Source organism: Streptomyces sp. NBC_00400 (genome assembly GCF_036048035.1).
Lineage (GTDB): Bacteria > Actinomycetota > Actinomycetes > Streptomycetales > Streptomycetaceae > Streptomyces.
The window spans coordinates 5,511,974-5,536,912 of the sequence record NZ_CP107940.1 but is presented as its reverse complement, the minus strand read 5'-3'; the positions used below and the strand labels follow the sequence as shown (position 1 = coordinate 5,536,912).

Here is a 24,939-nt window from a genome sequence, read left to right as displayed (position 1 = left end):
TCTGCCCAAAGTCAGAGTCGACGGCCGTCCGGGGCTCAGCTCATGAGCCCGGCCTGGTGCGCCAGCAACGCCGCCTGCACCCGGCTTTCGCACCCCGTCTTCCCCAGGATCGCCCCGACATGGGACTTGACCGTCCCCACCCCGATACCGAGCCGCGAGCCGATCTCCAGGTTCGCCAGCCCCGCCCCCAGCATGACCAGCACCTCCCGCTCCCGGCCCGTCAGACCCACCACCCTGCTGTCCGGAGCGGCGGCCCCGGCACCCGCCGAGCCGCCGCTCAGCATCCGGCGGATGACCGACCCGGTGACGCCGGGCGAGAGCACCGCGTCCCCCACGGCCGCGGCCCGCACCGCGCTGATCAGCTCCTGCGGCCCGTCGTCCTTGAGCAGGAAGCCCGTGGCCCCCGCCCGCAGCGCCCGGATGACGTTGTCCTCGTCACCGAAGGTGGTGAGCATGACCACCTGCGGCCCGGGGTCGAGGGCGACCAGCGGTCCAACGGCCGCGAGCCCGTCGAGAACCGGCATACGGACGTCGAGGAGCACCACATCGGGCCGGTGCTCGGCGGCGAGCCGCACGGCCTCGGCTCCGTTGGCCGCCTCACCCACCACCTCGATGCCCTCGGCGTGCTGGAGGATCACCCGGACACCGTGCCGGATCATCTGCTCGTCGTCGGCGAGCAGCACCCGGATCACGGAATCCGCCCGGGAGTTCACGGAGTTGGCCTGGTCAGTCATGTGGCGTGCTCCCACCGGGCGGTTCGGTCACCATCGGAACGGTAAAACGGTCGATCGCGATCAAAGAGTCGGACCGGAAGCAATAACGGACGGCTTCCAGCCGACCACTCTTCAGCTTCTCTGCCTTGTTCGTATACATGCAGTCCGTGGCGGAACCCGGCCGCGGCGGCTCGCGCCCGGCGGCAACCGCACGCGACGTGTCGCTGTCCGATCCCACGGCGCCCTCCACCTGCTCCCTGCTCATCCCCAACCGGGGCTCCTCGCCGCTCGGGGGTTCGGGACTGTGCTGTGCCTGGTCCACCAGCACGAGCCCGAACATCATCAGCACGCCCACCCCCACCAGGCCGAGCAGCCCGGAGACGGCGACACCGAGGCGCCGCTGGAGGGCGGAGAGCCCGCTGCCGGGGCCATCGACGGCCACCGGCACGTTGTCGTACGCCTCCGCGTCCGCCGTCTCCGCCCCGGGCCCGGGGTCGGCGGGGATGTCGGCCGCCACGGCGAAGCCGCCACCGGGCGTCCCGTGCGCTTCCAGGGCGCCACCGAGCAGCGCCACCCGCTCCCGCAGCCCGATCAGCCCCTGCCCGGAGCCGAGCCCGGTCGCGGCGGCGGGCGCGACGGGCGGCACGCCGTTGCGCACCTCGACCACCACCCGCTCCTCGGTATGGCGGACGGCGACGCTCACATGGGCCCCGGCCGCATACCGGTGAACGTTGGTCAGCGACTCGCGCACCACCCGGTGGACCGCCCGCCGCACCCGCGCCGGCCGACCGTCGAGATCGGGCCCCTCCCAGGAAAACGCGACGGGAATACCACCGCCCTGCGACTCCTCGACCAACGCCTCGACATCCGCGCGAGTGCCCGTCGCATCGGTCAGCACATCCGTACCGGTGTCCCTCTCCACCGGGCCGAGGACCCCCAGCGCCTCCCGCAGCTCCTGCATCGCATCGCGCGTGGCACTCCGCACCAGCGCGGCCTCGTTCTGCAGCGCGGGCGCCTCCTTGAGCAGCGCCATCTCCAGCCCGCCCGCATGCAGGGAGACCAGGCTCAGCCGGTGCCCCACCAGATCGTGCATCTCCGCAGCGATACGCGACCGCTCCCGCATACGCGACTCGCTGTCCGCCAGCCGCCGCGCCTCCTCGGCCGCGGCAGCCCGCTCCCGCAACGCCCGCAGCAGCCGGTCCTGCTGCCCCATGGAGATGCCGACCAGCCCTGGCACGACGACCGTGGTGGTGGCGAGCACCGCAGCGAGGGCAGGGCCGATCTCCCATCTGGACAGGCCCACCCACGGCGCGAACGCCACGCAGGTCACCAGCGCCGAGGCGGCCGCCGCGAGCAGCAGCCCGGCACGCCGCCGCGGCGTCTTGATCTGCCGGGCCGCGGTGTAGGCGGCCACCGCGGTCAACGGCGCCACGGCGGGCACCGCCCCCATCAGCGCCGCCAGCCCGACCAGACCGGCCACCGGGAACCGGCGCCGCACCAACACCAGCACCACTGCGACGCCGATGGGCCCCAGGGCCGCCGCCCCGCCCGCCGGCCCGAGGTAGCTCACCAACCCGTCGCTCCGGCACATCAGCAGCACCAGCGCCCCCGCCAGGACCACCTCACCCGCCGCCCGCCACAGCACCCACCGCCCTTGCTCCCCGGACCCCGCAAAGAGGCTTCGGGCAGAACGGTTCTCGGTGACAGGCGAAGCGCTGAACGACATAACGCCGATTATCACGGCCCCGCAGCAGGGGTTCCCTGGTCCTTGAGGGCGACCCTGCCTCTGCCAAAAGGCAGAGGACCTGCCGGAGGCGGCGGGAACGGGTACGCCCGAGGTGAGGCCCGGACGCGGCTCGGCCGGCGGGGCGGCCCTGGGGCTCGCGGGGTCCGACTATGCACCTACAACGAGTGGCGATGAGGGCGCCGCACCATGAATCAAGAAGACAACGGGCCACTGCCCGTCCCGCAACCATCGGCTGAATCAACCATCGAACCCGCGCTATCTGCAGGTATGAGCACTGCCATGCAATGGGGCGCCACCTTGGGGCCAGAAAAGCTAGAGATTGCTTTCAAGGATTTGGAACCACAGCTCAAACGCGATCACCAGGCATTAATGGCACGCATAGAGATGCAGCGTTCCGCGGCCGAGCGTGCCGATGCAGCCGCTGCGGAAGTTGCCACACGCGAGGCCCAGGATAAACAGCATCGACGTAAGCACATTCAGCACATGAGTGGTTTCGTTGGTGGTGCCGTTATCGCTATTTCCGTGCTCGCCGGTGGAGTCTATGCGACCAAGGACACCCGGTGACTCTCTGCATTTCTTTGCTGGCCCAGCGTTTATGCCCTAGTGAAAATCTTCGTGCTGCGGCGCAGCGACCCAGACGACTTGAAGATTCTATCCAAGGCATCAGGCGGCGCAACCAACGCCGGCGCGCAGGCCCGACCGAGTCCGGGCGTACCCACCAGACTCGTTCAGCCCGTCAGCCCCACATTTCCGGTGCGACCTGACGCCCACATGGTGTGCTCCCGTGAAATTGCGGCTTCTGCCTGGTCGACGAACTTCCCCCAGGACTCCGCATCCGCAGATTCATCCGTGAGAGAACGAATATGCCTGATCTCCCGGGCCGTCAGACTGTACGCAGATGCTTCTGTTTCGAGTCGCTGCGCCTGGAACCATGCGGTGATTCCTGCCACTCCCGCACTTACAACACCGAGTAAGTCGATGGAAACCACGCCGTATGCCTTCACGGCTCCAGCAACGACGCCCAGCATCTCCCCCACGAGAGCGACGCTCCGCCAAGTACGGGACTGCCTATCCCGAAGCTTGGCCATTCGCGCATACCACTCGACCTGTTCCATCAGACGATTGTTCTTGTAGGTCTCGGTCCTCTCCCCCCTACTGGTGGCACGGCAGCGTTCCATGGTTTCGTTGACGTCGAGCCCTGCCGATACATCAACGATATCGAGACCTAGACTGATCTCTCGAAGCCTTTGGATGAAGAGACGCCGAGCCTCGGAAGCGGGCATGGATTCAGGGAACGGATCTCCACACACCGCATAGCGCCAAGCGAGCGTCTTACACGATTCGGCCGCAGCCCGGCACTCGTACCAGCGCCGCTCATCTCGTTGCTCCACGATGTAGAGCCGAACCAAGATGGAAGAGATGAATGCCAGAGCGGCAACAAAACCCGCCCAGTCGATCCCGATACTGCTGAACTTGAGCGTCGTGGCGCCAGCGGCTGCCGCCAAGAACAATAAAAGGAGAGTCAGACGAAGTTGACCGAAATAGCGGCGTTTCGAGCGAATAGCTCCCGAATCGGCATCTTGGAAAAAGGGCGGGAGCTGATGCCAGGTGAAGCTGTCAGTGCCAGGACCGGTCATCGGGCTGCCTTGAGTAGGAAGGAGGTCAACGCACCACTTTAGCCGAGCAGTTGATGCCGCCACAGTGGAAACTTGCTCTTCCCCCTCGCTGGTCGGCCAAGCGGGAGTGTCCCACGTGTCCGGCTGTCCGGTTGAGCCTGTGACCTGCGTAAATTGACCGGACAGTTCCACGCGCAGCTGTCCGGGCTGTCCGGTTACAGGCGGCTGCAACATCACTGGATGTTGCAGCCCGTCGGCGAAGCCGACCCTGACAGGTCGTAGGCGCCGAAGGCGACTTCCCATCTGCTCACGGTCGCGAACTGCCGCCGTGAGGACGCTCCCTGTCGAATACGTGTCGAAGTTGCTCCGGCGTGCAGCGCCCATCGGAGGAAAGGTCCAGGTCAGAGGGATGCGAACGGTGAACTGCACAAGTCTCTTCTCAGCACTTGGCCGCAGGTTCGAGTCCTGCCGGGGGCACCATCGCCCGTACGGTACCCAGCCCTCCCTCGCGGAGGGCTTTTTGCAGGTCAGAGGTGGTTTAGCGGACGCGGCGCGGCGGCTTCGGCAGGGCCGGAACGGCTCCCGGCGGCGAGGGCGCCAGTCCGGCTGACGCCGGTTTTGAATGCCCCTCGGAAGCTGGTTTTCCCGCAAACTTCCCGCCCGGCGGAACACCGATCCGGCGAGCAGCCCGCCCTTCTCCCCGGGGAAGAGCGGATCGCCGGGCTTGAGGCCGTCCCCCTCGGTCAGATCGCGCAAGGTCGCGACGAGGGCGGGATGCGCGGGGACGGCCCGGACGGCCGACTCTTCGACGTCGGCGCGACCATTCCTCCCGACCCGCCCGGACGGTCAGGTCTGTGCGCCACGGTGGTCGGCGGCGGGCGGCCAGGTTCGCGGGGCGAGGATTCCTGTGGTGTAGGCGCGGGCCACCAGTGCTGCCCGGTTCGTCGTTCCCCAGCGTTGGGACAGGGTTCGGAAGTGGTAGTTGACCCCGTCGGGGGTCAGGCCCAGCGCCGTGGCGATCCGGGCGGTTGTGGAGCCGTCCGCCGTGAGGGCGAGAATCCGCGCTTCCATGGCGCTCACCTGGGGACGTTCGTCCGGGGCGGGGGCCGGCGGAGCGGCGGGTCGGTCCAGTACGCGCAGCATCAGCAGCAGGTTCGGGGGTGCGTCCGGCAGGTCGCTGACCACGTCGACGATCAGCTCGCCCTGCCGTTCGGCACCGCTCCCGCTGGTCCAGGACACCTCGATCACCATCCGCGACCTGCGGCGCAGCCGTACCGCTTCGGCGACCGGATCGAAGGGGGTACTGGTCCGCGGGCGGAAGAGCTCCAAGGCGTTGCGCCCGGTCAGGCGCCCGGGGAGGGTGCCCCATTCCGTGGCCATCGCGGGGTTCACCACCCGGATGGTGCCGTCCGCCTCGCAGAAGGCGGACGGCAGCGGTACGTGGTCGAACAGGGTCAGGACGCGGTTGCGCCAGAAGATCGCTCGCTCGCGATCGGACATCGCGGCGTCCGGTGGCAGCCAGCCTGTCTGCTGTTCCTGGGGATCCATCGCGCGTTCTCGCCCCTCGCGCCGTAGTGCCGTTACGCCCCGGAGTTGCCGCACGCAAGTCCGGGACACCCCGGGGCCACTACAAAATTATGTAGGAGGAGGGGCGGGCATGGCGTTGCGGGGGCGCGACGGTGGAGACAGGCGCCGGCACCTTGGCGGCGTCAGCCCGGTAATCCCCGATTTCGAAGGGCAGCCGCCATGGCCGATACCTTGCTTCCGCCGCAGACGATCAGCGGCGCAGACGTGCCCGTCATCGACCTCTCCGCCTACGGTCCGACCGGCGCGCCCATCCTGGGGCTGATGAAGGCGGCCCGGCACCTGGGCCCGGTCTTCGCCATGCGTGCGAACGGCCAGGACAACCTCTTCGTCTCCGGGCTGGACCTCGTCACCGAGCTCGCCGACGATCAGCGGTTCACCAAGAACGTCGGGCTCGGGGTGGAGCACCTGCGCCGGCTCCTGGGCGACGGGCTGTTCACCGCGTACACCCACGAGCCCAACTGGGCCAAGGCGCACGACATTCTCATGCCCGCCTTCGGCCTGGGGTCGATGCGCACCTACCAGCCGGTGATGCTGAAGGTCGCTCACCGGCTCGTCGAATCCTGGGACCGCCAGGCCGCCACCGGACATCCGGTGGAGGTGGCCGACGACATGACACGGATGACGCTGGACACCATCGGGCTCGCCGGATTCGGCTTCGACTTCGGCTCCTTCGACCGCGACGAGCCGCACCCGTTCGTCAGCTCGATGGTGAGCTGCCTGGAGTGGGCGATGACCAGTGTCGGCCGCACCCCCGGTGTCGACCACAGCGAGCGCGACGCGGCGATGCGCGCCGACGCCGCCTACCTGGCGGGTGTGGTCGACGAGGTCATCGCCGCCCGCACGGCCGCGCCGGCCACCGCCACCGGCCGGCCGCAGGACCTGCTGGGGCTGATGCTCACCGCGACGCATCCTTCCGACGGCACCACCTTGGACCTGGAGAACGTCCGCAAGCAGGTCATCACCTTCCTGATCGCCGGGCACGAGACCACCTCAGGAGCGCTGGCCTTCGCCCTGTATTACCTGGTCAAGAACCCGGCCGTGCTGCGCCTCGCGCAGCGGGAGGTGGACGAGGTGTGGGGCGACGCCCCCACCCCGGAGCCCACGTTCGAGGACGTCGGCCGCCTGCACTACACCCGCCAGGTGCTGAACGAGGCCCTGCGACTGTGGCCCACCGCGCCCGCGTTCGCGCGCGAGGCGCGCCACGACACCGTCCTGGGCGGCCGCATTCCGCTGCGGGCCGGGCAGGGCGTCCGCGTCGTGATCCCGACGCTCCACCGCGACCCGGTGTGGGGCGACAACCCCGAGCAGTTCGACCCCTCCCGCTTCGCACCCGGAGCGGTGGCCGCGCGCTCCCCGCACGCGTACAAGCCGTTCGGAGCCGGTGAACGCGCCTGCATCGGGCGGCAGTTCGCGCTGCACGAGGCGACCATGGTGCTCGCCATGCTCCTCCACCGCTACCGGCTGATCGACCACGCCCGCTACCAGCTGAAGGTGAAGCAGTCGCTCACCCTCAAGCCCGACGGGTTCACCCTCACCCTCGTTCCGCGTACCCCCGCCGACCGGGCCGCCAACCGCACCGCTTTGCCGACCGCCGGTGCCGCACCGTCCGGCGACGCCCCGTCCGAGGCCGGCGACCTGCCCACCCGGGTCCGCCAGGGCACCGGGCTGCTGCTGCTCCACGGCTCCGCCTACGGAACCTGCCGCGAGTTCGCCGCCCAACTCGCTGACACCGCAGGAGAGCTGGGGTGCGACACCACCGTCGCCCCGCTCGACGCCCACCGTGGCGCACTGCCCACCGACCGGCCCGTCGTGATCACCGCCGCCTCGTACAACGGCCGGCCCACCGACGACGCGGCAGAATTCGTCCGCTGGCTCCAGGAGGCCGAACCCGGCGCGGCCGAGGGCGTCGACTACGCCGTCCTCGGTGTCGGTGACCGCAACTGGTCCGCCACCTACCAGCGCATCCCCACCCTCATCGACGACCGGCTCGCCGCCCTCGGCGCCACCCGCCTCCTCGGCCGTGCCGAAGCCGACGCCTCCGGCGACCTGTCCGGCAGCGTCACGGCATTCACGGCCGCACTGCGCGCAGCGCTGCTGGAGCACCACGGCGACCCCGCCACCGCGGGCGACCCGCCCCGGCGCGAGCAGGACGGCCCCGCCTACACCGTCACCGAGGTCACCGGCGGTGCGCTCGACGCCCTGGCCACCCGCCACGGCATGACGGCGATGACCGTCACCGACACCGGCAGCCTCACCCACCCCGACTACCCGCGCGTCAAACGCCTGGTCCGCCTGGCCCTGCCCGAGGGAACGGACTACCGCACGGCCGACCACCTCACCGTGCTGCCCGCCAACGCCCCCGACCTCGTCGAGCGCGCCGCCCGGCTGCTCCAGGCCGACCTCGACACCGTCCTGAGCATCGTCCCCCACCGTCCCCGCCGCGACGGCATCCCCGTCGACCGGCCACTGACCATCCGCCAGTTGCTCACCCACCACGTCGAGCTGCAGGACCGCCCGACCGCCGGACACCTCGCCACCCTGGCCGCCCTCAACCCCTGCCCGCCCGAACAGGCCACGCTCCGTGCCCTCGCCGAGAACCCCGACGCGCGCGCCGCCGACCAGCGCACCCTGCTGGACCTCATCGAGGACCACCCCGCCCTGCGCGAGACCCTGACCTGGCCCACGCTGCTGGAACTGCTGCCCCCGATCAGGCCCCGCCACTACTCCGTCTCCTCCTCACCGGCGGCGGACCCGCACCATGCCGACCTCATGGTCTCCGTGTTGCAAGCCCCCGCGCGCTCCGGCCGCGGCACCTTCCGCGGCACCGGCTCCGGCTACCTCGGCGCCGTGCGCCCCGGCGACACCGTGCTGGCCCGGCTCCAGCCGTGCCGCGAGGCCTTCCGCATCGGTCACGACGCCGGTACCCCCGTCATCATGATCGCCGCCGGGACCGGGCTCGCCCCCTTCCGCGGCGTCATCGCCGACCGCCGCGCACTCCTGGCCAACGGCACCCCCCTCGCCCCGGCGCTGTGCTACTTCGGCTGCGACGCCCCCGACGCCGACTACCTCCACGCCGACGAGCTGCACGCCGCCGAACGGGCCGGGGCGGTCGCGCTGCGCCCTGCCTTCAGCGAGGCCCCCGTCGACGGCCGGCGCTTCGTGCAGGACCGCCTCACCGCCGAGTCCGACGAGGTGTGGGAGCTGCTGAGCACCGGAGCCCGGGTCCACGTCTGCGGCGACGGCGCCCGCATGGCCCCCGGCGTCCGCGACGCCTTCCAGGCCATGTACCTGCGGCGTACCGAAGGCGCCGACCGCGCGGACGCCCAGGACTGGCTCCGGACCCTGATGGATCAGGGGCGGTACATCGAGGACGTCTACAGCGGCTGACCCCACCGCGCCCGCGGACCACCAAGAAGCGAACAGCGAACTGTCGAGGAGCCAGGAGCAGTTGTGGACCCTGCAGTACACGGCGAAGCCGGTGGTGAGGACGCCATCCGGTCGGCCATGCGCCATCGGCTGCGCAATGCAGTGATCAATGTTGTGCCCGTTGTCGGATTCACCCTGAGCTTCGCGCTCACCCACCGGCTTGCCGTCGCGCTGGCGCTCGCCCTCGCGGCCGGGGCCGTGGTCTGCGTCTACCGGGCGGTGCGCAGAGAGCCTGTGCGGGGCGCCCTCGGGGCCCTCGGCCTGGTGTGTGTCGCGGGTGCTCTGGCCGCAGGGACCGGGCAGGCCACCAGCTTCTTCCTGCCGAGTCTGCTGCTGCACGCCGTGATGGCCGTGGTGTCGGCCGTGATGCTGTTGCTCGGATGGCCGCCGATGGGCGTGGTGGTGGGGCTGATCACGAAGGAGGGGAACGGCTGGCGCCGGTGCAGGGTGCGCCGTCGGGCCTTCACCAGAGGCAACTTGGTGGTCTTCGCCGGGAATCTCAAGATGCTGGCGATCCAGATCCCGCTGTTCCTGTCCGGCCGGACCGTCGCCCTCGGCGCGGTCGATGTCCTCGGGCCGATTGTCATCGCGCTCAGTGCACTGCTGGGGTGGCGCGTCTACCGGCGTGTCCTTGGCGGGCACCGCTGCGGCAGGCACGACCACCGCTTGACGGTTGTGGCCGACCCCGCAGTTCGGCGCGAACCGGCGCCCGGTGGGGATCGCCGGGGAGGCGGCGCACGGTTCGCCGACGCCACCGCCCGCGCCGGGGAAGTTCATCTTGCGGGTCCCACCGGTGAGCACCTGGTTCCGGCGGCTGCTCACCGGCTCGTTCACCGTGCGCCGGATGCGCCAACTCCCGCGGTGGAGTAGCTCGTCGCCGAGCGGTCGGCCTGACGTCGCCGGCTTCCTGACGTCGGGACGGGGCCTACAGGTATGTGCGAGCGAACCCGCTCGGGCCTACAGCTATGCGCGAGCGGACCCGCTCCGGTCTCCTTTGTGCCGCATCGACGCAAAAGCGGCTTCTGATCATGCAAGAACGCAACGACCGCATCGCCGCTGTGTCTGCGATGCGGGGGAGAGAGTAATGGTGGTTGATTCCGATACCGTCGTGCCCTTTGTGCTCGGCGTTTCCGACGAAGCACTGGAGGATGTGCGCGACCGTTTGCGTCGTGTCCGGCTGCCCGAGGCGGAGACGGTCGATGACTGGTCACAGGGGATTCCGCGTTCCTACGTCCAGGAGTTGTGCCGTTACTGGCTCGAAGAGTACGACTGGCGCCGCCTCGAAGCCGAGCTCAATGATCGCGGCCAGTGGCGCACGGTGATCGACGGGCTGGGGATTCATTTCCTTCACGTCCGTTCCTCCCGTGCGGATGCGCGGCCCCTGCTGATGACTCATGGGTGGCCCGGATCGGTGGTGGAGTTCCTGGATATTCTCGACGAGCTGGCCGATCCGCCGGCCGGTGAGCCCGCATTTCACGTGGTGGCGCCTTCGCTGCCGGGTTTCGGTTTCTCCGACAAACCGGCCGGGACGGGCTGGGGGATCGAGCATATTGCCGATGCCTGGGCCGAGCTGATGACCCGGCTCGGCTATGAGCGTTTCCTTGCCCAGGGCGGCGACTGGGGTGCATTCGTGACGACAGCCCTGGGGGTCCGTCACCCTGAGCGTGTCGAGGCGCTGCACACGACGATGCCGCCGGTCCAGCCCCCCTCGGGGTGCACCGAGGACGATCTCGGCGACGCCGAGCGCGCGGACCTGGCTGCGGCCAGGGAAGTGCTGGCGGCCGAGCGCGGCTATATGGCTGTGCAGTCGACGCGCCCCCAGACACTCGGGTACGGCCTGGCGGATTCCCCGGCCGGGCAACTCGCCTGGATCGTGGAGAAGTTCCAGGGCTGGACCGACTGCGACGGGCACCCCGAGAACGCGGTGTCCCGTCAGCGGCTGCTGGACAATGCCGCGATCTATTGGTTCGGCGCGTCTGGCACGTCGTCGGCGCGGTTGTACTGGGAGAGCCTCCCGCCCCGGGACTGGAGTCCGGTGACAGTTCCGTCGGCGGTGTCGAGGTTCCCGAAGGAGCCTTTCCGAGCGCCCCGCGCCTGGGTCGAGGCGCGCTTTGAGGACCTGCGGTACTGGAATGTCCTGGAGCGTGGCGGGCACTTCCCCTCCCTTGAGGTTCCGCACCTCTTCGTCTCCGAACTGCGAGCCGCCTTCGGACGCGAGTCCTGACGAAACGGGCCACTGTCCTGCCGTACAGGCACGGGAATTCAGCGGAGAAAAACGCACTGGTGAGCGGCGACGAAATCTTCGTTGTGCCAGCGCGATGGCGAGTTCCACACCCACACAAGAAAGAGGAAACACGATGTCAGAGCGGGAAACAATAGAGGTTGACTACCTGATCGTCGGGGCCGGAGCCATGGGCATGGCCTTCGCCGACACACTGTTGACCGAGACGGACGCGACCGTGGCCATCGTCGATCGCTACGGTCGGCCCGGTGGCCACTGGACGGTCGCCTACCCGTTCGTGCGGCTGCACCAGCCGTCGTCGTTCTACGGCGTCAATTCCCGTGAACTGGGAACAGACGAAGTGGACCAGGACGGCTGGAATGCAGGACTTCACGAGCTGGCGTCGTCCGATGAGATCCTCACCTATTTCGACCAGGTGATGCGCAAAACCCTCCTGCCCAGCGGTCGCATCTCGTACTTCCCCATGTCCCATTACGATGGCGCGGATCCGGCGCGACCGGATGTCCAGCGGTGTCACTCCCTCGTCACCGGTGACGAGTTCGGCATCCGCGTGCGTCGGCGGACCGTGGACGCCACCTATATGAACGTCACGGTTCCTGCGATGTGCCCGCCGAAGTACGAGGTGGCTTCCGGGGTCCGGCTGATCACCCCCAACCAGCTGCCGGCCCTGGATCAGCAGGCGCCGCACTACACCGTGGTGGGAGCGGGAAAGACGGGCATCGACGCGTGCCTGTGGCTTCTGCAGCATGGCGTCGACCCGTCCGGCATCACCTGGATCATGCCGCGCGACTCGTGGCTGCTCGACCGTGCTCAGATCCAGCCCGGACCGGAGAACGCCGCGAGCGACGCCGAGTCGTTCACCGCTCGCATCCGCGCGGTGCTGGAATCCCGCACGGTCGAGGAGCTTTTTCAGCGGCTGGAAGCCGGCGGCCTCCTGCTGAGGCTGTCGTCCGACGTCACGCCGACGGCGTATCGCTGCGCGACCGTCAGCCGGACCGAACTCGAACAGCTCCGGCGGATCACCGACATCGTCCGCCACGGCAGGGTCCGGCGCGTCGGCGCCGACACGGTGGAACTCGACGGGGCGACCGTCCCCGCCCGCCCCGGAACCCTCTACATCGACTGCACCGCGGACGGCCTGGAGGCGCGGCCGGTGATGCCGATGTTCAGTGGCTCCCGCATCACGTTGCAGGCACTCGTACCCTGCCAGCAGGTGTTCAGCGCCGCCTTCGTCGCCCACGTCGAGGCAACATATGAGGGCGACGAGGAGAAGAACCGGATATGCGTCGCCGCACCGCACCCCCACACCGCCCTGGACTGGCTTCGCAGCAGTGCGCACCTCGATGACCTGCTCCTGCGGTGGTCTGCGGAGCGCGGGCTCCTCGAATGGTGCGACGCATCGCGTCTGACGAAATACTCGATCGGCTCGCTGCCCGACGAACTGCGGACCATGCTCTTCGAGGGCCTGCAGGCCGAGAGGGCGCAGCTGCAGCAACTGCTGGCACAGGAGGACCAGGCCGTGGCAGTGGCAGCGAACTGACAACCGTCACCGGGCGGGCCTGCGCGCCGAAATGGACGTTCTGACGCAGGCGAGGGACGCCCCGTACCGTCCGCTGCCGTCCGGCCCCGACCAGGTGTGATCTCTGGTCGGGGCCGGACCCCGGTTCGGCGAGCAGTCCCGCGACGCGGGGACCCAGCTGATCCGTGGTTCGCGATCCGTGGCCGGCCCTCGGACACCGGCGGAGTTGAGGCTCGTCGGCCCCGGCCGCAGGTCACCCGGCCGGCGCTCGGTGGAGTGGGTTGTGCGCCGGGTGGAGGGGTGGGCGCTGGAGGGGGTGGTGCGGGCGCGGGGGACAGTCCGGCGTGAGTGGGGGGTGGCTGGAGCCTCCGGGTGCGCCTGCGCTACTGGGCGCAACGCCCAGGTGGCTACTTGACTTTGGTCATCGCGATTCAGTCCCGCTTGTTGGGTAATGACTGTTCCATCCCGTTCTCTCTGGATATGCCAACGTGAAGCGTTGGCGGCATGTGCTTGGAGGCGAACCATGGCCGCCCGACCACTCGTCGCGCGTCAGACCAACCAGCGACTGCGGTCCCTCATCCAGGAAGCCTCGCTGTCCAACTCCGCTCTGGCCCGCCAGGTGAACGTCCTGGGGGAGGCACAGGGCCTGGATCTGCGGTACGACAAGACTTCCGTGAGCCGGTGGCTGGGCGGTCAGCGGCCCCGCGGCCGGGTTCCCGCCATCATCGCCGAGGCGCTGAGCGGGCGGCTGGGCCGTACGGTCTCGACGGAAGAGATCGGTATGGCCAACGGCAACAGCGTGACGTGTGGGGTCGGACTGCACTTCGCGGCGACCGTGGAGGACGCGCTGGAGCAGGTCCGTGAACTATGGCACATGGACGCCGAATCACGGGGGCTTTTGTCCCGTTCCGCCATGACCGCCTCGGCGTTGGTGGAACCCAGCAGGGACTGGCTGATCAGCTCCCCCGACCCGCAGGTGGCGCGTAGCCCGCGGCTGGGGCCGCGGGTGGGGATGACCGATGTGGAGCTGGTGCGGGCGACCACCCAGGCGCTGGCCGAACTCGACCACCGGGTCGGCAGCGGCTATGTGCGGCCGGTGGTGGTCTCGTGCCTCAGCAGTGTGCTGTCCGGGCTGATGGAGGGGAGTTACGGCGAGACCACGGGGCGGCAGCTGTTCGCCGCGGCGGCCCGGCTGACGGAGTTCGCCGGGTACACGGCGCTGGACACCGGGCAACCGGGCCTGGCGCAGCGGTATTACATCCAGGCGCTGCGGCTCGCGCAGGCCGCGGATGACCGTTGCTACGGCGGTTATGTGCTGGCGGCCGGTCTGAGCCACCTCGCCGTCGGCGCCGGCTGCTCCAGGGAAGCGGTGCAGCTCGCCCGGGCCGCGCAGGAAGGCACCCGGGGGCGCGCTCCGCTGGCCGCCCAGGCCATGTTCTACGCGACCGAGGCCCGCGGCTACGCCATGCTCGGGGACGCGCGGATGTGCAAAATACTGGTGGACAAAGCCACGGACGCCATGGCGCATGTCGTTCCGGGGGACAGTCCCGAGTGGATCGCGCACTTCGACCGGGCCTATCTGGCGGATGAACTGGCCCACTGCTACCGGGATCTGAAGCAGCCGCGTCCGGCCGCCCGCCGGGCCGAGGAGGCGCTGGCCCGGCACCCGCGGACCCGGGTGCGCCGCCGGGCCATCGATCTGCTGCTGCTCGCTTCGGCATTAGTACAGGCCGGTGACGTCGAGGAGGCATGCCGGGCAGCCGTGCAGGCGGTGGCGTTGCTCAGCCGGCTGAAGTCGGCGCTCGGTGAGCGGTACTTGCAGAACTTCAGGGACGAGCTGCGGCCGTACGGTGACGCGCAGCCGGTGCGCGAATTGGACGCCCTGGTCCAGGAGAGCGGTGTGCGGGTGCCGCGGTGACACGCGTCCGGCGCCGCGGTGACACGCGTCCGGTGGTGGGGCGAGGCGTCCGGTGAGGGGAGGGGGCGGAGGGGCGGGCAGGACAGGCGGGGCGCCCGTCGTACGGTGCCGACGGCCGGCCGGCTGGTTCCGTCCCGCGGGGAGGTGGTGCGGAGCCGGTGCCTGCCTGGCCGTCGGCGGTAGGGAGCCACCCCGGAGGGGGTGGCGCGGCGGCGGTTGCGTACCGGGTGCCGGTGACGGTCCGGCCCGGCCCGGCCCGGCCCGGCCGCGGAAGGGTGCGTCGCCGGGTGGGGGCCCCGGGCGGCCGTCGGGCCGGATTCGGGGCGTGTGCGTTACGGCGCCAGGCCGCTTCGCACACTCGTGGTCAGCGGTATCGCGGCCCATACGGTGCAGCCGTTGTCGGCCTCGGTTCTGCGGCCCCATCGCGAGGAGGACTTGGCGACCAGTTCCAGGCCGCGGCCGTGCTCCTGGGCCTGGCCCGGGCGTCGCATCCGGGGGACCGACGGGGTCCCACCGCGGTCGTGCACCTCGATGTGCAGCAGGCTTTCCGACCTCCATATCCGGCAGGTGACGTGCCTGCTGGCGGAATACTGAATGGCATTGGAGAAGAGTTCCGACAGGACGAGCAACACCGGATAGCGTGTGTCGTCGTCATGGATGCTCTGCCCGTCGAGCCAGGCGCGGACCAGGTTCCGGCAGATCGGCACCGCCCGCTTCACCGCCGGCAGACGAAATACCACGCACCGCACGGAACTCCAGCAGTCGGAGGGAATCAAAGCTCCCCTTTCCTGGGGCCAGCTCGCGATATGCCGGGCGGTCACCATGACTTCGGCCGCATGCGTTGTGGTGGGTAACATGACTACCCCTTTCGTATGTGCCTCATGGACCTCGATGCCGCTTTCGCCTCATGAAACACGGCCAGCGCCATCGCTCGATCTGCCCTGGCGGGCGGCCTTCGCAGTGCGCCGCGTCGCCTCCGGTGCGTACCGGGCCGCTTTCCGTCCTCGCTCTTTCCCGATAATTCAAGCATTCGGGGAGTCCGCCCGGGAAGGCGCGCAGTGCAGCGCCGGGAGCGGGGCGGGGATATGGGGACGCGAAATACTATCACCATAAAAAAACGGTTGCGCATTACCGGTAATGGAATTACCGGTAATGCGCGGAGAGATGCCAGAGTTCGGGCGGCAAGAATCTACCAGAAATCGCGGCGGTTCGGAATTGCGGCATCCGTTTGCGTGAAATGAGGAGAGAGAGGAGAGAGGTGAGGCGGGGAAGGACGGAGGGGTGGAAAGGGCGGCCGGTGAGGGGTGGAGAGGGGTGGTTGAGGTGAGTGATTTCGTGGCTTCGTGCCCCCGGCCCCGGCCGGCTCGGCCCCCGGCCCCGGCCCGCCGACGCCCGGCGGGCCGTTGTGCGGTCCGCCGGGCGTCTGCGGTCCCCGATGGCCTGCGGGGCCATCGGGGGCTAGTTCGCCGTCAGTTCCAGGCCCAGGTGCTCGGCGATACCGGCGGCGAGGGCGGCGAGGGTCGGGTGTTCCCAGACGAAGTTTCTCGGCAGGGAGAGGGCGAAGGAGCGGTCGATGCGGACGCGCAGCTCCATGGCCAGGAGGGAGTCGAATCCCAGCGACTTCAGCGGGGTCTGCGGGTCGAGGGAGCTCTCCCCCAGCCGCAGCACGTCACGGACGTGGCCCGCCAGATGCTCTTCCAGTGCGGCTCTCCTGGCCAGGCCGGGCGGCAGGGCGGCGAGCCGGGCCCGCATGTCCTCGGTCTCCTCGGGCGGCGGCGGGGTCCGGTCCGCCGGTGCCTCGCCGGACACCCCGCTGAAGAACGGGAGATGACGGCCGGCAGGCGGAACCCAGGTGTCCGGCGGGCCGGGGATCACCCCGGTCTGCACCCACCGGCGGGCCAGCAGCGTCCGCAGGGCCTCCAGGCCGTGGTCCGTGGGAATGGTGCGGTAGCCGCGGCGGCTGAAGTCGGTGGCGACACCGATCTCGCCCCACGGGCCCCAGTTGACCGCCACGGTGGGCAGTCCCTGGGCGGAGCGCCAGGCCGCGAACCCGTCGAGCCAGGAGTTGGCCGCCGCGTAGGAGCCCTGGCCGGGGTTGCCCAGCAGGGAGACCATCGAGGAGAACGCCGCGAACCAGTCCAACGGGTGGTCCCGGGTGGCGTGGTGGAGGTGCCAGGCGCCGACGACCTTCGGCATCCAGACCCGTTCCAGCTGGTCGTCGGCCACGTTGGTGATCACGGCGTCGTCCAGCACCATGGCGCAGTGCACCACCCCGCGCAGCCGGAATCCCCCGGTCACCGCCGTGGAGACCAGCCGCCGGGCGACATCCGGATCGGCGATGTCGCCCAGGACCACCGAAACCTTGGCGGTCCTGCCGATCACCGTGGCGAGCGTCCGCACGACCTCGGGCTCCGGGGCGCTGCGGCCGTTGAGCACCACATGCCCTGCGCCGTGTGCGGCCAGCCAGGTGGCCGTGGCCAGGCCCAGGCCGCGCAGTCCGCCGGTGACGATGTAGGCGCCGCCCTCCTCCACGGGCAGGTCCCTTTCGGGCAGCACCGCGGGGGCGTCGCCCTCGCCGGGCACGGTCAGCACCAGCTTGCCGATGTGGTCGGCGGCCGCCATGGTGCGGAAGGCCGTGGTGGCCTCCGCGAGCGGATACTCCGTGCAGTGCAGGGGCTTGAGCCGGCCCTCCTCGAACGCGCCGAGCACCTCCTTCCACACCGTGGCGAAGGTGTCGGGTCGGTTGCGGTGCAGCTCGATCAGGTCGACGGTGCTCAGGGTGACGTTGTGCCGCAGCGGCAGCATCCCCAGCGGGGCGTCCGCCATGATGTCGCGCACCCCCAGCTCCACGAACCGGCCGAAGGGGCGCAGCGTCTCCAGGCCGGTGCGGATGGCCGCTCCGGACAGTGAGTTGAGGACGACGTCGACGCCTTCCCCGCCCGTCGCCTCGCGGGTGCGTTCGCCGAACTCCAGCGTGCGGGAGTCCATGACGTGGCGGATGCCCATGCTCCGCAGATAGCGGCGCTTGTCCTCGCTGCCGGCCGTGGCCAGCACCTCCGCGCCCAGCAGCCGGGCCACCGCGATCGCCGCCAGGCCGGTGCCGCCGGTCGCGGAGTGGATCAGCACCCGCTCCCCGGCGGCGAGCCGGCCGACGTTGCGCAGCGCGTACCAGGCGGTCAGGAAGGCGATCGGCAGCCCGGCCGCGGCCACCGGTTCGATGCCGAAGGGGATGGGGGCGACCGCGTCGGCGGGGAGGGTGAGGAAGGAGCCGAAGGCGCCGCCGCGCAGATCGACGGCGATCACCTCGTCCCCGACCTGGGGGCGTTCCACCCCGGCGCCGACCGCGCTCACCACACCGGAGCATTCGAATCCGATCCGGTAGCGGACGTCCAGGTCGCCGGGGAGCAGGCCCATGGCCGTGAGCACATCGCGGAAGTTCAGGCCGGCGGCGGTGACGTGCACCTCGACCTCGCCGGGTGCCGGTGCGCGCCGGCCGGTGGCGGCGTACTCCAGACTCGACAGATCGCCCAGCCGGCTCGCGCGCAGCCGGAAGCCGTCCTCCCCGTACCGCACGGTGCACGGGGTGGCGGCCTGGTCCTGCCCGCCGCTCGGCGCGGCGTGTTCCAGGCGGGCGACGTGCCGGCGGCCCGCACGCAGCGCGACCTCGTCGTCGTCCGCGTCCGCCAGCAGTTCCAGGGCCACGTCCTCGGGATCGGCCTCGTGCGGATCGGCGTCCACCAGCACCGGCCGGATCTCGGGGTGTTCCAGCGCGCCGACCCGCAGCAGTCCGCGCAGCGCGCTCTGTCCGAGGTCGACCTCGTCGTCGGGCAGTACGCTGCGGGCGCCCCGTGTGACGACGTACAGGCGCGGCGCCGAGGAGGTGGCGGTGATCGCCTGCAGGGCGCCGAGCAGCCGGCGGGTGCGCCACAGGGACTGCACGGTCGGCTCCCCGCCCTCGGCGCGTCCGCACACCAGCACCACCCCGCGCGGGGTTTCGAGGGTGGCGGACAGGCGGCCGGTGAGGGCATCGCGGAACGCGGCGAGCGAGGTGTCGTCCAGCGGACGGTCCCAGACCACCGTGCGGGCACAGCGGGAGCGCAGCGCGGCGGCCAGCGCCTGGGCCGAGCCGTCCGCTTCGCCCACGACGACCCAGCTCCCCGGGGCGTGGCCGCCGTCCGGTGCCGCCCGGGGTGCCGACCGCCAGCCGATGCCGAGCAGCCAGTCGTCGACCTCCGGGGTGTCGCGGACCGCCCGCCGGGCGAAGCGCAGGCCGTTGACGACGAGGACCACGGCGCCGCTGTCGTCCAGGAGCCGGACGTTGGCCACGATGGCCTGTGCGGTGATCTCGCTGACGTGGGCGTGGCAGTAGACGGCCTGTGCGGGGTCGCCGAGGATGCGTACCGCCTGCATGCTCACCGGCAGCACCAGCGACCGGTCGTCCTCGTTGATCAGGGGCGCCACGGCGAGCTGGGCGCAGACGTCGAGGAGGACGGGGTGCACCGGCAGGCCGGGCGCGGGGGCGCAGGCCTCGGGCGGCACCCCGACCTTGGCCCAGAAGCTGTCGTTGTGGCGGCCGGTGTGCAGTGCGAGGACACCGGTGAACGCCGGGCCGTGCTCCAGGCCGCGCCGCCGCAGGCTGTCGTAGAGGGCGGCCGGTTCCAGGGGCACCGGGTGGCGCAGGCCCATCGCGTCGACGGATCTCGGCCGCAGCTCGGGCCGTACGGTCAGCCGGTGCAGCACCGCGTCGGCCTGCACCTCCCAGTCGCCGTTCTCGTTCCGGGCGAGGATCTCGCAGTGGGCCCGGTCCGGTGCGGTCAGGGTGACGGCGGTGGAGACCTCGGTGGCCTCGCCCAGCCGCAGCAGCTGGGTGAAGTGGACGTCGGTGACCTCCACTTCGTGCGGTGCCGCGCCGAAGACCTCGCAGGCGGCCGCGAGCGCCAGCCCGCAGTGCGCCGCCCCGGGGAGGACCGCGTTGCCGTGCACCCGGTGGTCCCCGAGCCAGGGCAGCGCCCCGGTGCCGGCGTCGGCGCGCCAGCTGTGCCGTACGGGGTCGCCGGGGAATTCGGTGTGGTGGCCGGGGAGTTGGGCCCGCGGCGCTTCGGCGGTCTCCGCGGGCGGGGCGGCAAAGGCAGCGGTGCCGGCCCAGTGGTGGCGGCGGTCGAAGGTGACGGTGGGGGCGTCGACGAGGCTGCCGTCGTCGTAGAGGCGCCGCCAGTCCACCGGCACCGCGGCGCAGTGCAGCGCGGCGAGCTGGGTGCGGAAGGTGGCCTGCTCGTCCTCCTCCCGGCGCAGGGTGGGCAGCACGACGGGGTCGGTGACGAGACCGGCCAGGCTGCGCTCGATGGAGTGGGTGACCACGGGGTGCGGGGAGATCTCGGTGTAGACCAGGTGCCGGTCGGCCGCCGCGGCCGCCACCGCCTCGGCGAAGCGCACCGGGCGGCGCAGGTTGTCGCACCAGTAGTCCGCGTCGAAGGCCGGCGTCCGGCCGGCGTCGACGACCGTCGAGTAGAACGGCACCTTGGGCGAGCGGGGGTCGAGACCGGCCAGGGCCGACCGCAGGGCCGGCAGCACCGGATCCACCAGCGGGCAGTGCGAGGCGACGTCCACGGCGATCGGGAACACCGGGATCTTCCGGGCCTCCCAGGCGGCGGCCAGCCGGCTCACCTCCGTGGTTCTTCCGGCCACGACGGTGGAGTCGGGTGCGGACAGGACGGCGACCGACACGGTGCCGGCCGCGCTGTCGGCGAGTTCGGCCCGCACCGTGTCGGCGTCCAGGCCGACGCTCAGCATGCTGCCGGAGCCCGCGATATCGCTCAGCAGGCCGGAGCGCCGGCAGATCACCCGGACCCCGTCGGCCAGGGTCAGCGCGCCGGCCACCACCGCCGCCGCGACCTCGCCCATGGAGTGCCCGATCACCGCGGCGGGTTCGACGCCGTACGAGCGCCAGGTCGCGGCGAGGGCGATCTGCAGGGCGAAGAGGACCGGCTGCACCGTGCCGCATCCGTGGACGGGCCGGCCGCCCTGCACCACGTCGAGGACGGCGACCTCGCTCTGCGCCCTGATGAGCTCGTCGACCTCGGTCAGCGCGTCGAGGAAGGCCGGTTCGGTCTTCAGCAGCCGGCGGCCCATGCCGGGCCACTGGGAGCCCTGGCCGGAGAACACCCACACCGGCTGCCGCGCCACGGCGGCGCCCACGGCGCCGGTCACGACCGCCGGATGCCGCTGCCCGGCCGCGAAGGACCGCAGGGCGGTGAGGAGTTCCTGGCGTCCGGAGGCCACCACGCCCAGCCGGCCGTGGCCCGCGCAGCGCCGCAGGGCCAGGGTGTGCGCGAGGTCGCGCAGCGGGACGTTCGCGCCGTCGCCCTCCATCCAGTCCGCGAGCCGGGTGGCCGCGGCCGGCAGGACGTCGGGAGAGCCGGCCGGCACCAGGAAGACATCACAGGCGCCCCGGGACGGGCGCCCGGAGTCCTGCTGCCGGGCGGAGGGGCGTTCGGGAGCCTGTTCCAGCAGGACGTGGGCGTTGGTGCCCGAGAAGCCGAAGGAGGACACGGCGGCCAGCCGGGTGGGGGTCCGCAGGGGCCAGGCGGACAGCTCGGTGGGGACGAAGAAGCGGGTGCCCGCCGCGGAGATGGCCGGGTTCCAGCGCCGGAAGTGCAGGTTCGCGGGGATGGTGCCGCGTTGCAGGCACAGCACGCTTTTGATCAGTCCGGTGATGCCGGCGGCCGGTTCCAGATGCCCCACGTTGGTCTTCACCGACGTCAGGGCGCAGCGGCCGGGCCCGTTGCCGTAGACCTCGGCGAGGCTCGCGAACTCGATCGGGTCCCCCACGGGGGTGCCCGTGCCGTGCGCCTCGACCATGCCCACGTCCCGCGGGTCGACGCCGGCCTGTTCCAGGGCCTCCTGGTAGAGGGCCGTCTGGGCGGTCACCGACGGGGCGGCCAGTCCTTCGGAGGAGCCGTCCTGGTTGGTGGCCGAGCCGCGCAGCACCGCCAGGACCCGGTCCCCGTCCCGTACAGCGTCGGCGAGACGTTTCAGCACCACGACGCCGCAGCCCTCGCCGCGTACGAACCCGTCGGCGCCGGCGTCGAACGTCCGGCAGCGACCGCCGGCCGACAGCATGCCCATCCTGGCGAAGGACCGGGTGATGCGCGGCTGGAAGCTCAGGGTGACGCCGCCGGCGAGCGCGAGGTCGCACTCGCCGGCCATCAGCGCCCGGCGTGCCATGTGCACGGCCACCAGCGAGGAGGAACAGGCGGTGTCCAGTGCCACGCACGGCCCCTGCAGACCGAGCAGGTAGGAGATCCGGCCGGCGGCCACGCAATGGCCGTTGGTCAGGATCGACCCCTCCAGCTCCTGGGGCTGCCCGGCCAGCCGGTCCATGTAGTCGCTGTAGCTGATGCCGGCGAAGACGGCCGTGGGGGTGCCGTTCATCCGGTCCGGTGGCAGGCCGGCGTGTTCCAGGGCCTCCCAGGTGACTTCCAGCAGCAGGCGGTGCTGGGGGTCCAGGACGTCGGCCTCCCGGCCCGCGACGCCGAAGAAGGCGGCGTCGAAGCCCGCCACCTCGCGCAGGAAGCCGCCCTGACGGGGTGTCGGTGCCGCTTCCGGGCCCGGGGAGTCCTCCGGGACGAGGCGCCGGCGCTCCGCGGGCAGTTCGCCCACCGCGTCCCGCTCCTCGACCAGCAGCCGCCACAGGGCAGCGGGCGAGTCGGTGTCGCCGGGGAGCCGGCAGCCCATGCCGATCACGGCGATCCGGTCTGTCTCAGGGGTGGGGCGCGTCTCGGCGCCCGGGCCGTGCATGTCATTGCTCATCGGGGTCTCCGTACGTGGGAGGTGATCTGCCCGTGGTCACACGGCTTCCGGACTGCCGAGGAGAATGGCGTTCTTCACACCGCCGACCTGGTAGTTGAAGCTCAGCGCGTAGTCGAAGTCGAGCGGCCGCGGCCGCACTCCGGGGACCGGGTCGAAGGGCAGTCCGTCGGCCGGCTGCTCGCAGTTGGCGGTGGGGCAGACCTGCCCTCGCTCCATCATCATCAGCGTCATGGCGACGCCCAGGCAGCCGGCCGGTGCGCCGTTGTGGCCGAAGCAGCCTTCCTGGGACGTCATCAGGACGTCGTTGTCGGCTCCGTACAGCTCCTTGATGGCGTTCGCCTCGAAGGCGGTGACGACGACGTTGCCGTCACTGCCGCCGTGGACGTACGGCACATCGCGCAGCTGCCACCGGTCGCCGAGGCAGCGGCGGACCGCGGTGACGAGTTCCGCGCCGGTCTCGTCGCACGCCAGGGGGTTGGCCAGCCCGTCGCGGGTCATGGCGGTGGCCAGCACCTGGCCGTAGATGTGCGCCCCGCGCCGGGCGGCGTGTTCCCGGCTTTCCATGATCACGGTGGCCGCGCCCTCGCCGTGGTTGATGCAGTCCGCCCGGCGGTCGTAGGGCCGCATGAGGGAGGTGAAGGACGGCAGCAGTTCGGGCATGTCGGTCGTGCGGAGGGCGTCGTAGGTCTGCTGGGCCCCGCTCAGCAGCCGCTGGATGTTCTGGATGAGGTGGACGTTGAAGACGTCGACCCCGGTCACCACCGCGACATCGACCTCGCCTTGGGCGATCATCCGCCGGGCGTTGCCGATCTGCACGGCGGACGAGGCGCAGCCGCACGAGACGGTGTAGCAGGGGCCGTTGGACTGGGTCAGCGCCGCTTGCACGAGGGCGACATCGGAGGGGGTCACGGCTTGCTGGGCCGCGACGAACAATTCCATGGCGTCCGGTGCGGAGGTTTTCCCGGGATCGGCACTCAGCACCGAAAGATAGCTTTCGACGTTCGAGTCCACGCCTCCGCGACCGACCAGAATGGCGGCTTCGCTCAGTGCGCCGCCACAGAAAGCCAGCCCGGCATCGGTGGTGGCTTCCGCCATCGACACCAGCCCGAACCGGTGCGCCGGGGTGTAATGCTGGGAGAAGAACGGCGGAACGTCCGGGAGGCGTTCGTCGAACATCGCCTGGGTGAGCTCGACCGAGCCGTAATACACCTCGTCACGCTTGAGGCAGGACTGGCCGTTGGAGACGACGTCCCACATGTCGTCGGCGGTGAAAACCGGCTCCGTACGACCGGGCAGACAGAACCCGACACCGGTCACCACGACATTGCGTCCTTCACCTGCGCTTGCGTCTTTACCGGATTCTCGGTTCACGACAGTACTCCGTCCCTCACGAGGTTCAACATGATCTTTCTCCTCTGCACATCGCTTGCTTCCCGGGGACGCACAGCACCTATTCGGCGATTCTTGTGCGGTAACACCAGCGGTACACGGGGACCGGTTCTCCGCCCAAGTCCGCGTATTCGCCGTAGAATTCGAAGCGCTCGTACCCGTTGCCGCGCAGGATCCTTATCGGATCGCCCGCATTGTCGCGCGCATACTGCGGCAGGCCATTTCCCTCGGGCCCGTCGACCAGGATCACCATTCTTCTTTGCGCCATGCTGTCCTCCGGTGTGCTGTCGGAGTGGGTGTGTGGGGGCAGGCTTCAGATGGGCGGTCGGGGGAGCCGGACGCAGCTCACTGCGGGGTGCGGCCGAGGCGGCCGGGGCCGGACGGCTACGGGAAGGGGGCCGGGTCTTTGCCCCGGGGGCGCGGCCGAAGGGTGGCCGGCCGGCCTCAGAGGGCCGGCTGCGCCTCGTGGAGGAAGCCGGGAAGGGGGGCGCCGGCCGGGCCGGCGGCGGGGTACGGGGCGCCGCACCGGACCACTGCGTCCACGGGGACGGCCGGACGGGTGCCGGTGCGGAGGTCTCCCACGGGGCCGGCGGCGTGGCCGGTGACGCCGCTCGCGGACGTCGGTACGGTGCCGTTTCCGGTGGTGGGGGCCGTGCCGCGGACCGGAGAAGACCCCTTGCCGACGGGGACGCCGAGGGACCTCGCACGGCCGTGAGGGGCGGGGGCGGCGTGCGCCCTGCCGGGAGCGGGGGTCGCGAGGGCCGTACCGGACCGGGCGGATACCGGTGCTGTCACGGCGAGGCCCGGGGTCAAGGCGCGTAGACCGTTGACCCAGCGAAGGAGGGAAATGGTTCGCATGAAGCCCCCTGTCCGAATGTGGGGGCCGATCAGCCGGTGCCGACGAATCGGCACCGGCTGACGGATCCAAAACCCTCTACCGGGGACGCCCATACGGCATCTCGGTCTGACCGCA

The 24,939-nt window shown here is 70.7% G+C and carries 15 protein-coding genes; 6 read left to right on the top strand and 9 right to left on the bottom strand.

The genetic code is table 11. The features are described from left to right. Positions 1-35: 35 nt before the first annotated feature. The gene (locus OHS81_RS24195) at positions 36-734 is read right to left on the bottom strand and encodes a response regulator transcription factor (protein WP_328386766.1); all 699 of its coding nucleotides are present in this window, start codon (positions 732-734) and stop codon (positions 36-38) included. Further along, complete coding sequence (locus OHS81_RS24190) at positions 727-2,439, bottom strand: sensor histidine kinase (RefSeq protein ID WP_328386765.1); 1,713 nt, start codon at positions 2,437-2,439, stop codon at positions 727-729. Before OHS81_RS24190 ends, OHS81_RS24195 begins: the two co-directional genes overlap by 8 nt. A gap of 207 nt (positions 2,440-2,646) precedes the next feature. Here OHS81_RS24190 and OHS81_RS24185 point away from each other — a divergent pair, with 207 nt between their 5' ends. After that, complete coding sequence (locus tag OHS81_RS24185) at positions 2,647-3,024, top strand: hypothetical protein (RefSeq protein WP_328386764.1); 378 nt, start codon at positions 2,647-2,649, stop codon at positions 3,022-3,024. 164 nt (positions 3,025-3,188) lie between these two features. On the opposite strand, the gene OHS81_RS24180 is transcribed toward OHS81_RS24185, so the two are convergent. Both OHS81_RS24180 and OHS81_RS24175 read right to left on the bottom strand, forming a co-directional pair. Next, the gene (locus tag OHS81_RS24180) at positions 3,189-4,097 is read right to left on the bottom strand and encodes a DUF4231 domain-containing protein (RefSeq protein ID WP_328386763.1); all 909 of its coding nucleotides are present in this window, start codon (positions 4,095-4,097) and stop codon (positions 3,189-3,191) included. A gap of 825 nt (positions 4,098-4,922) precedes the next feature. Further along, entirely contained in the window at positions 4,923-5,624 is a 702-nt protein-coding gene (locus OHS81_RS24175) for a LuxR C-terminal-related transcriptional regulator (protein WP_328386762.1), read from the bottom strand. 198 nt (positions 5,625-5,822) lie between these two features. On the opposite strand from OHS81_RS24175, the gene OHS81_RS24170 reads away from it, so the two are divergent. From OHS81_RS24170 to OHS81_RS24150, 5 genes are all read left to right on the top strand, one after another. After that, complete coding sequence (locus OHS81_RS24170; RefSeq protein WP_328386761.1) at positions 5,823-9,050, top strand: bifunctional cytochrome P450/NADPH--P450 reductase; 3,228 nt, start codon at positions 5,823-5,825, stop codon at positions 9,048-9,050. A 63-nt stretch (positions 9,051-9,113) separates the two neighbouring features. Next, positions 9,114-9,959 (top strand): DUF3159 domain-containing protein, encoded by an 846-nt coding sequence (locus OHS81_RS24165; RefSeq protein WP_328386760.1) that lies wholly within the window; start codon positions 9,114-9,116, stop codon positions 9,957-9,959. Between the two features lie 214 nt (positions 9,960-10,173). Next, a complete protein-coding gene (locus tag OHS81_RS24160; RefSeq protein WP_328386759.1) occupies positions 10,174-11,313 on the top strand; it encodes an epoxide hydrolase family protein in 1,140 nt (379 codons plus the stop codon). 133 nt (positions 11,314-11,446) lie between these two features. Further along, the gene (locus OHS81_RS24155; RefSeq protein WP_328386758.1) at positions 11,447-12,871 is read left to right on the top strand and encodes an NAD(P)-binding protein; all 1,425 of its coding nucleotides are present in this window, start codon (positions 11,447-11,449) and stop codon (positions 12,869-12,871) included. Positions 12,872-13,373: 502 nt separating this feature from the next. Further along, positions 13,374-14,768: a transcriptional regulator gene (locus tag OHS81_RS24150; RefSeq protein ID WP_328386757.1), complete on the top strand. Its 1,395-nt coding sequence runs from the start codon at positions 13,374-13,376 to the stop codon at positions 14,766-14,768. A 332-nt stretch (positions 14,769-15,100) separates the two neighbouring features. Here the strand turns inward: OHS81_RS24150 and OHS81_RS24145 are convergent, their stop codons facing one another. From OHS81_RS24145 to OHS81_RS24125, 5 genes are all read right to left on the bottom strand, one after another. Then, positions 15,101-15,625, bottom strand: coding sequence for an ATP-binding protein (locus OHS81_RS24145; RefSeq protein WP_328386756.1), 525 nt, complete (start codon positions 15,623-15,625; stop codon positions 15,101-15,103). 601 nt (positions 15,626-16,226) lie between these two features. Beyond that, positions 16,227-22,577 carry a type I polyketide synthase gene (locus OHS81_RS24140; protein ID WP_328386755.1) on the bottom strand — a complete coding sequence of 2,117 codons (6,351 nt, stop codon included), beginning with the start codon at positions 22,575-22,577 and terminating at the stop codon, positions 16,227-16,229. A gap of 36 nt (positions 22,578-22,613) precedes the next feature. Next, the gene (locus OHS81_RS24135) at positions 22,614-23,897 is read right to left on the bottom strand and encodes a beta-ketoacyl synthase N-terminal-like domain-containing protein (RefSeq protein ID WP_328386754.1); all 1,284 of its coding nucleotides are present in this window, start codon (positions 23,895-23,897) and stop codon (positions 22,614-22,616) included. 130 nt (positions 23,898-24,027) lie between these two features. Continuing rightward, positions 24,028-24,234: a DUF5988 family protein gene (locus OHS81_RS24130; protein WP_371127135.1), complete on the bottom strand. Its 207-nt coding sequence runs from the start codon at positions 24,232-24,234 to the stop codon at positions 24,028-24,030. Positions 24,235-24,410: 176 nt separating this feature from the next. Then, positions 24,411-24,824, bottom strand: coding sequence for a hypothetical protein (locus OHS81_RS24125; protein WP_328386753.1), 414 nt, complete (start codon positions 24,822-24,824; stop codon positions 24,411-24,413). Positions 24,825-24,939 lie beyond the last annotated feature (115 nt).

Coding starts and splice junctions, on each gene's coding strand:
- OHS81_RS24195 (WP_328386766.1), bottom strand. CDS start 734: ATGACTGACCAGGCCAACTCCGTGAACTCCCGGGCGGATTCCGTGATC.
- OHS81_RS24190 (WP_328386765.1), bottom strand. CDS start 2,439: ATGTCGTTCAGCGCTTCGCCTGTCACCGAGAACCGTTCTGCCCGAAGC.
- OHS81_RS24185 (WP_328386764.1), top strand. CDS start 2,647: ATGAATCAAGAAGACAACGGGCCACTGCCCGTCCCGCAACCATCGGCT.
- OHS81_RS24180 (WP_328386763.1), bottom strand. CDS start 4,097: ATGACCGGTCCTGGCACTGACAGCTTCACCTGGCATCAGCTCCCGCCC.
- OHS81_RS24175 (WP_328386762.1), bottom strand. CDS start 5,624: ATGGATCCCCAGGAACAGCAGACAGGCTGGCTGCCACCGGACGCCGCG.
- OHS81_RS24170 (WP_328386761.1), top strand. CDS start 5,823: ATGGCCGATACCTTGCTTCCGCCGCAGACGATCAGCGGCGCAGACGTG.
- OHS81_RS24160 (WP_328386759.1), top strand. CDS start 10,174: ATGGTGGTTGATTCCGATACCGTCGTGCCCTTTGTGCTCGGCGTTTCC.
- OHS81_RS24155 (WP_328386758.1), top strand. CDS start 11,447: ATGTCAGAGCGGGAAACAATAGAGGTTGACTACCTGATCGTCGGGGCC.
- OHS81_RS24150 (WP_328386757.1), top strand. CDS start 13,374: ATGGCCGCCCGACCACTCGTCGCGCGTCAGACCAACCAGCGACTGCGG.
- OHS81_RS24145 (WP_328386756.1), bottom strand. CDS start 15,625: ATGTTACCCACCACAACGCATGCGGCCGAAGTCATGGTGACCGCCCGG.
- OHS81_RS24140 (WP_328386755.1), bottom strand. CDS start 22,577: ATGAGCAATGACATGCACGGCCCGGGCGCCGAGACGCGCCCCACCCCT.
- OHS81_RS24130 (WP_371127135.1), bottom strand. CDS start 24,234: ATGGCGCAAAGAAGAATGGTGATCCTGGTCGACGGGCCCGAGGGAAAT.
- OHS81_RS24125 (WP_328386753.1), bottom strand. CDS start 24,824: ATGCGAACCATTTCCCTCCTTCGCTGGGTCAACGGTCTACGCGCCTTG.